The sequence below is a fragment of the Cesiribacter sp. SM1 genome, assembly GCF_020178975.1.
In the GTDB taxonomy this organism is placed as follows: domain Bacteria; phylum Bacteroidota; class Bacteroidia; order Cytophagales; family Cyclobacteriaceae; genus Cesiribacter.
The window spans coordinates 57,296-63,807 of the sequence record NZ_JAHXBU010000002.1 but is presented as its reverse complement, the minus strand read 5'-3'; the positions used below and the strand labels follow the sequence as shown (position 1 = coordinate 63,807).

The window sequence follows — 6,512 nt, the reverse complement described above, 5'->3', positions numbered from 1 at the left end:
TCCTGAAAGGTGAAAAGCCACTTTCTGTAACAGCGGTAGTCCATCAGAACAAGCCTCATGTTTATAAAAATGTAGATGATGAAGCAACAATCATCCTGCAATATCCCAATGCACAATGTATCATCCAGGGGTCGTGGAACTGGACCTTTCCCCGCAAGGATATGGAAGTGTATGGCACCAAAGGCTATGCACTTGCAGTGGATGCCACTACTGTGCACCAGCGGTTAGCAGCAGGCAGTCCTGAAGAGGTGCTAAAGCTATCCCCACGCCCCCATCCATATACTGATCCTTTCTCATTATTTGCTTCGGTGGTAAAAGGCAGATTAAAGCAGGATGAGTTTGACTTATATGGACTGCCTGTTAACGTAACGGTAGTAGAAATTCTGGAGGCCGCAAAAGCATCTGCAAGTCTAAACAAAACAGTTTTCTTAGAGTAAGTTCAGAGGGTACTGGAAATTACTTTACAAAAGAAGTTAACTATCACAATGGTTTTAATTTCAGCCGCTGTTCATCCCTTTGTTATATTGCAAATCAGCTTCCCTGGCAGAAGTAGAATCCAATGGCTTTGTCTTATCTCCGGGTCGTTATGTAGGCTCCGAAGCGGAAGAGGAAGATGGGGTGCCCTTTGAAGAAAAGCTGAAAGCGCTGACGGAGGAGCTGGCGAAGCAGTTTGAGGATGGGACGCTGCTGGAGAAGCGGATTTGGGAGAATCTGGGGGGGATCGGGTTTGGCCTTTATTTAATTGAATACAGAATAAGAGAAATAAGCGGAGCCTATGCATATGAAAGCTAATCTATCTAAAACCCTGCAAAGCGATTTCTCCGGCATCGTTACGGAGATACGTACAGCCCAGCAGAAAGCCCTGCAACAGGTGAATCAGGAGCTGGTGCTGCTGTACTGGCGCATCGGGCAACGGATCAGTGAGCGTCTGCAATCGGCGGTCTGGGGCGAAGGGGTGGTAGACCAGCTAGCGGCTTACATCAAGGAGCAGGCGCCCGAATTAAAAGGCTTTACCCGGCGCGGGCTCTACCGCATGCGTCAGTTTTACGAAGCCTATGCCGAAGATAAAAAAGTGTCAACACTGTTGACACAATTGCCCTGGACGGCTCACCTGCACTTGCTATCAAAAACAAGTAGCGCTGAAGAGCGGCAGTTTTACCTGCAGCTGGCCATTAAGGAAAAGTATTCGGTGCGGGAGCTGGAGCGGCAGATTGACAGTGGCTATTACGAACGCTACATGCTGGCCAAAGGGCGGCAGGAGGCGTTTGTGTCAACAGCGATGGCACAAATTCACCCCAATAGCCCCGGCGCTTTTCTGGATACCTATGTGCTGGACTTTCTGGACCTGCCCCAGCTGCACAGCGAACAGGATTTTCAGCAAAGCATCGTCTCCAACCTTAAAAATTTTATCCTGGAAGCCGGTCGCGACTTTTCCTTTGTGGGGCAGAATTACCGCTTGCAGGTGGGCGATAAAGATTTCTACATCGACCTACTCTTTTACCATCGGGGCCTGCAAAGCCTGGTGGCCTTTGAGCTGAAGATTACGGAGTTTAAACCCGAGTACATCGGCCAGTTGGATTTCTACCTGGAGGCCCTGGACCGGGAGGTAAAAAAAGAACACGAAAAGCCCAGCATCGGTGTACTGCTCTGCAAAAGCAAAAACGACGAGATTGTTAAATTCTCCCTCAGCAGAAGCCTTTCGCCCACACTGATTGCCCAGTACGAAACGGCCCTGATCGATAAAAACCTGCTGAAGCAGAAGCTGCATGAGTTCTATGAGTTGGAGCAGCTGAAGGAAAAGGATGAGTAAAGGAAGTTACCGGGCGGATATGTGGGCTCCAAAGCAGAAGTTGAGATGCCCTTTGAAGAAAAGATGAAACGCTGACGGAGGAGCTGGCGAGGCAGTTTGAAGAGGGAGCCGTGCTGGAGAAGCGGATTCGGGAAAACCTGACAGGGATTGGCTTTTAGATTTTTATCTGATCTAATGAGAATCGCTGGTTTGCATCAAGCACAAGAGAAATAAACTCAGGGGTGTTTAGCGATAACTAAACTATATGACTATATTTGCGTTACAAGAGATAGAGGAAATAAGGGGTAAAATTAAATTTTTCTTTCTTACCGTTGACGGAGAAAGCCAATACGAGGCTTTTGAAGCGCAAATACGAGCCGAAGGTAACCTGAGCAGCGAATTAATTACCGTTCAGGTAAGAATGCAGGAAATGGCTGAGATGAGACATCCGATGCCTAAGACAAAATGCCGGGATCTTACGCCTAAAAACGATCCGGTTAAAGAATACGAACTTAAAACAAAGCACCTGCGGGTATACCTGATACACGAAGAGCACAAAGGCCGAATAGTAGTGCTGGCCGGCAAGAAAGGCACACAGACAAAAGACATTAAAAGATTCCGTAAGCTGAAAGAGGCTTATCTTAATAGCAGATAATCATGATCTCAAGAAAAGAATTGTATCAAACACCGGAGTATTGGCTGGAAAGAGTTCAAAATGACATCTTCCGTATGGTGCATTTCTATATGGAAGAGCGGGGCCTTAACCAAACAGCGCTTGCCAGGGAGTTAGGGGTGAGCAAGGGTTATATTTCCCAAATTGTCAATGGTAATTTCAACTTCTCCTTAACAAAACTTATAGAACTTAGCCTTGCGCTGGGTGTAGCGCCCAAAATTGACCTGGAAGAAAGCCTGGCAGCGTATAGCCAAAGTCAGGAAAAAAAGCTGGGTTATATGCAAAGCAATGGTTTTGTATCGGTGCAACTGCATACCACGGTAAGCCCTTACCACTTTGAAGTAGCGGTGGACAACGGGCCATACGAAGCCCTGCAAATTGCTTAGCCCTATGGACGAAAAAAAGGTAAACCTGGGCCTGAGTATTGCGGGCATTGCCGAATTAGGCTTTTTTGTAAACGAAGAGCTGAGCTTGCCGACCGGAAAAGAAGCGGGGCTTAACATAAGCCTAAGCTTTGCTCCACAGCTGGCAGAAGAGCTGGTGCGTTTTACGGTAGAGGCAGGCTTTCATTTGCCCGATGAACCCACAAAAGTATTAGCCGGCGGCAAGGTGCGGACCGACTATAAGGTAGAAAACCTGAAAAAACTGGCCACCAGGCAGGGCGAACAAGAGCGAATTAATTTGCCCGATCAGGCAGTCATTACCATGTTGAGCATTGCCATCAGCCATTTGCGTGCCTTGCTAGCCCGTAATCTCAGCGGCACCCGACACAACCAGCTGATGCTGCCTATCCTTAATCCCACCGAGCTTTTTATGCAGATCAAAACAGGTTCGGAAGCCACTAAGCAGCAATAGGAAAAGGGCCAGCGATTTACCAGATGCCCGCAAGCTGGGCCACATGGTAAACAGCCACCTACGCGTATTTGATGAAGAAAAAGACCTTGCCAGCATGGTACATGAATCCAGTAGGCATGGGAATGCAGGTCAGATCCGTTGCCCATACTTGGTTCACCTGATCAATCTTCAGATTCCTGAGCAGGTAGGGGTAAATCTTGTGGTCTTTCACTGGCTTGCTGGTATTTGGCTTTGGCCCAATAGCCTGTATACCCATGAGTTGGTAAAGCCTCTGGATGCGCTTGCGATTTACTTCATATCCCCTGCAATTAAGCTCCTTTGTCATTTTTCGACTACCATAAAAGGGGTACTGCAGGTAGAGCCTGTCAATCTCTTCCATAAGCCGAAGGTTATCCTCATCAGCTTTTGCGGGCTGATAATAGAACACAGATCTGGACAGGCCAATAAGCTCGCACTGCCTGCTGATACTCAAAACAGGATGATCAACCTCGATCATAGCTCTTTTCTCCTCCACTGGCTTTGCTAAACTCTTTTTTTTAGAAACCGGGTCGCCGGGCGATCTACCTCTACCTTCAGCCTGCCAATCTCCTCGTAGAGCTTGCCAGTGTCTACAGTAGCTTCTTCTTTCTTTTTCCCTTGGGAGAAAACACTGGCAGATTTTTCCAGAAACTCCTGCTTCCAAGCAGATATCTGATTTGGATGCAGTTCATACTTCTGGGCAAGTTCCTGGAGGGTTTGCTGTTCTTTCAGTGCCTCGAATGCAACTTTAACTTTAAATTCAGCTGAAAAGGATCTTCTCTTTTGCATAGGTCAACAACTTAATGGTTTTTACACTTTAAACTGCTGTCCTATTTTCGGGGTCCATTATACTACGAGCACAACACTGTCGATTACCTTCTAAAGCCCATTACTTACCCACGCTTTTTGCAGGCAGTACAAAAAGCCCGGATAGCCCTTGAAACAGAAGCTAACAAAGCTGATCCCACCCCGGCAGATGCCTTCTTTGTGAAGAGCGGAAAGAAAATGCTTCAGCTTCATTGGAGTGACATCGGCTATCTGGAGGGCATGAAAGAATACGTGCTACTGGTCTCCCCTACCGCCAAAACAATTGTGTACAAACGCATGAAAGAGTTCGCAGCCCTCCACCCTACTGGCTTTGCGCGCGTGCATAAATCCTACATCATCAATACCCGCTTGATTCAAAAGATAGAGGACAATCACATTTATGTGCTGGACAAGGTGATTCCTATTGGCAAAAAGTACCGGGATGCGGATGCTTTTCTACAGAAGCTACAGAATAGGTTTATTTAAGCATAACATGTACCCCTACCCTGCCGTACCTGTCAAAACCTTAACTCACCTTCGGAAATTCCCCTTTCCGAAGTGTTGAAATTTATAGTTGCCTTATATTGTACGGAATTACCAGAAGTGTTTTGGCTAATCAGAAATGGATGTATCTTAATTCTACAAAAGCGTAGGCATCACGGACCCATTAATATTAATTAAGTACAATTTTATAAAATTGCTTATATTGGATATAGTCACTCATAATCAGGAGGCATCCATGCCTCATCAAATCATATTTAATGTCTTACACAGGATTCATTAGGTGATGTTAATATCAAGTGTGTTCGACAGGAATCGAACCTGTTGGATATAATTAGTATGCCTACTAATTAACTTCCTGATTAGTTCATGTGCCGATATTTAATCTTTATATTTTAAAATTAATCAGAAGCAGCTAACGATATGAATATATGATTGATATTTTAGGAAGAAGCATTCCAACCAATGTCTCTCCCACCTAGGAATAATCGTAGACCTCTTCCGTTGCAACACTTCGGAAAGGGGGCTGTATTTTGTTGAAAGGGTAGCTATGGGTGCTTTCCTGTTTAAAGAAATTTGACCTGAAGAAAAAAGAAAAATTTCAAGGTAATCCTCCCGTTATTTCGCCATAGTATTTTCAAAATAGAAAACGCCCTTTTTATTGGCTACCACAATATCTGACATCCCATCTTTGTTAATGTCCTCAGTAACAATATTCAACCCCACCCCGGAATCATTGTCTATTTCGTGAATCTCCCAATACGGTGTTTTTCCGGGCATGAACTCAAGCCAGATCAATAAAGCCGGATCGTGGGTTCCGGGGTCAATGTCCGAATCATTATGTGCAAAAAAACGCTTTCCTGTAACAAGGTCCGGTTTATCATCGTTGTTCAGATCTTCTAATGCCAATGCATGGGTTTGAGATAAATCTTTACTGATTAAATGGGTTTTCCACTGGGGCTCACTACCCGCCTCTTGAACTTGCTCATGCCACCAAATGCCATATTTATGCGCGGATGAATTAATAACATCATTAAGTCCGTCTCCCGTTACATCCAGTACATGCATATGCGCACAATCCTCGCCGAAATTAGCCTTATGAAATTTCCAATCCCCTTGTGTAGGATCTTCAGGTGCTTCCCACCAGCCGTCTTTAATAGTGATATCTCTTCTACCATCCTTGTTTACGTCTCCTAATCCCAGTCCATGTGAAAACTGTTCAGTTCCCGGTGCGTTTTCTTTACTAATAGCGAATATTTTCCACTGCAGAGAATCTTTTTGAACAGGCGCTTTTAACCATACAATTTGACTCTTCCGGGTGTCAGCACATAAAATATCCACGCGGCCATCTCCATCAACATCAACAAAGTTGGGGGATTCATTACCAACTCCCACTGCATCGTCAATGGCATGTTTCTGCCAATTCCCTGACTTATTTTGCGGGTTTTCATACCAGACAGCAGGTTCACCGGGAAAAGCGATCACAACAAGATCTTCCCAGCCATCCAGGTTGACGTCGAGACTCAGGTTTAAAAATGAATTGCTGTACTCAGTTGCAGGATCAAATGTTTTTCCCGGGAAAATTTCATGTTGTTTCCAATCAGGAGCTTCGAACCAATAGGCACCAGCCATGATGTCTATGCTGCCATCTTTATTTACATCTGCCGCCGCTACGCCCTCAGAGATAAAATCTTTTGATATGATGTGTTTTCTAAAATTACTTTTATCATCACGTGTTGCATTCGCAGTCACAGTCGATTTTTCACTTCGTGCATTTGTGTTTTTATTGCAGGAAATTCCAATAGTCGCAAAAAATACGGCCGTTAACGACGCTCCTACTAATCTAATGAATGTATTTTTTACACCCAT

General features: G+C 45.1%; 9 protein-coding genes and 1 pseudogene. 7 read left to right on the top strand and 3 right to left on the bottom strand.

Features of this window, described 5'->3' with window-relative positions; genetic code table 11:
* The 6 genes and pseudogenes from KWJ01_RS00620 to KWJ01_RS00595 form a co-directional block, all read left to right on the top strand.
* A pseudogene (locus tag KWJ01_RS00620) lies at positions 1-437 on the top strand (gfo/Idh/MocA family oxidoreductase); the annotation flags it as partial.
* 79 nt (positions 438-516) lie between these two features.
* Positions 517-792, top strand: coding sequence for an SAM-dependent methyltransferase (locus KWJ01_RS00615; protein ID WP_224994328.1), 276 nt, complete (start codon positions 517-519; stop codon positions 790-792).
* A complete protein-coding gene (locus KWJ01_RS00610) occupies positions 782-1,810 on the top strand; it encodes a YhcG family protein (protein ID WP_224994327.1) in 1,029 nt (342 codons plus the stop codon). Before KWJ01_RS00615 ends, KWJ01_RS00610 begins: the two co-directional genes overlap by 11 nt.
* 244 nt (positions 1,811-2,054) lie before the next feature.
* Positions 2,055-2,444, top strand: coding sequence for a hypothetical protein (locus KWJ01_RS00605; RefSeq protein WP_224994326.1), 390 nt, complete (start codon positions 2,055-2,057; stop codon positions 2,442-2,444).
* A gap of 2 nt (positions 2,445-2,446) precedes the next feature.
* Positions 2,447-2,848 (top strand): helix-turn-helix transcriptional regulator, encoded by a 402-nt coding sequence (locus tag KWJ01_RS00600; protein ID WP_224994325.1) that lies wholly within the window; start codon positions 2,447-2,449, stop codon positions 2,846-2,848.
* Between the two features lie 4 nt (positions 2,849-2,852).
* Entirely contained in the window at positions 2,853-3,317 is a 465-nt protein-coding gene (locus KWJ01_RS00595) for a hypothetical protein (protein ID WP_224994324.1), read from the top strand.
* A gap of 58 nt (positions 3,318-3,375) precedes the next feature.
* On the opposite strand, the gene KWJ01_RS00590 is transcribed toward KWJ01_RS00595, so the two are convergent.
* Entirely contained in the window at positions 3,376-3,813 is a 438-nt protein-coding gene (locus KWJ01_RS00590) for an IS3 family transposase (RefSeq protein WP_224994323.1), read from the bottom strand.
* Positions 3,814-3,839: 26 nt separating this feature from the next.
* A complete protein-coding gene (locus KWJ01_RS00585; protein WP_224994322.1) occupies positions 3,840-4,124 on the bottom strand; it encodes a transposase in 285 nt (94 codons plus the stop codon).
* Positions 4,125-4,241: 117 nt separating this feature from the next.
* Between KWJ01_RS00585 and KWJ01_RS00580 the strand changes: the two genes are divergently transcribed.
* The gene (locus KWJ01_RS00580; protein WP_224994321.1) at positions 4,242-4,628 is read left to right on the top strand and encodes a LytTR family DNA-binding domain-containing protein; all 387 of its coding nucleotides are present in this window, start codon (positions 4,242-4,244) and stop codon (positions 4,626-4,628) included.
* A gap of 633 nt (positions 4,629-5,261) precedes the next feature.
* Here the strand turns inward: KWJ01_RS00580 and KWJ01_RS00575 are convergent.
* On the bottom strand, positions 5,262-6,512 hold the full coding sequence (locus tag KWJ01_RS00575) for a VCBS repeat-containing protein (protein WP_224994320.1): 1,251 nt from the start codon (positions 6,510-6,512) through the stop codon (positions 5,262-5,264).

Coding starts and splice junctions, on each gene's coding strand:
- KWJ01_RS00610 (WP_224994327.1), top strand. CDS start 782: ATGAAAGCTAATCTATCTAAAACCCTGCAAAGCGATTTCTCCGGCATC.
- KWJ01_RS00605 (WP_224994326.1), top strand. CDS start 2,055: ATGACTATATTTGCGTTACAAGAGATAGAGGAAATAAGGGGTAAAATT.
- KWJ01_RS00600 (WP_224994325.1), top strand. CDS start 2,447: ATGATCTCAAGAAAAGAATTGTATCAAACACCGGAGTATTGGCTGGAA.
- KWJ01_RS00595 (WP_224994324.1), top strand. CDS start 2,853: ATGGACGAAAAAAAGGTAAACCTGGGCCTGAGTATTGCGGGCATTGCC.
- KWJ01_RS00590 (WP_224994323.1), bottom strand. CDS start 3,813: ATGATCGAGGTTGATCATCCTGTTTTGAGTATCAGCAGGCAGTGCGAG.
- KWJ01_RS00585 (WP_224994322.1), bottom strand. CDS start 4,124: ATGCAAAAGAGAAGATCCTTTTCAGCTGAATTTAAAGTTAAAGTTGCA.
- KWJ01_RS00575 (WP_224994320.1), bottom strand. CDS start 6,512: ATGGGTGTAAAAAATACATTCATTAGATTAGTAGGAGCGTCGTTAACG.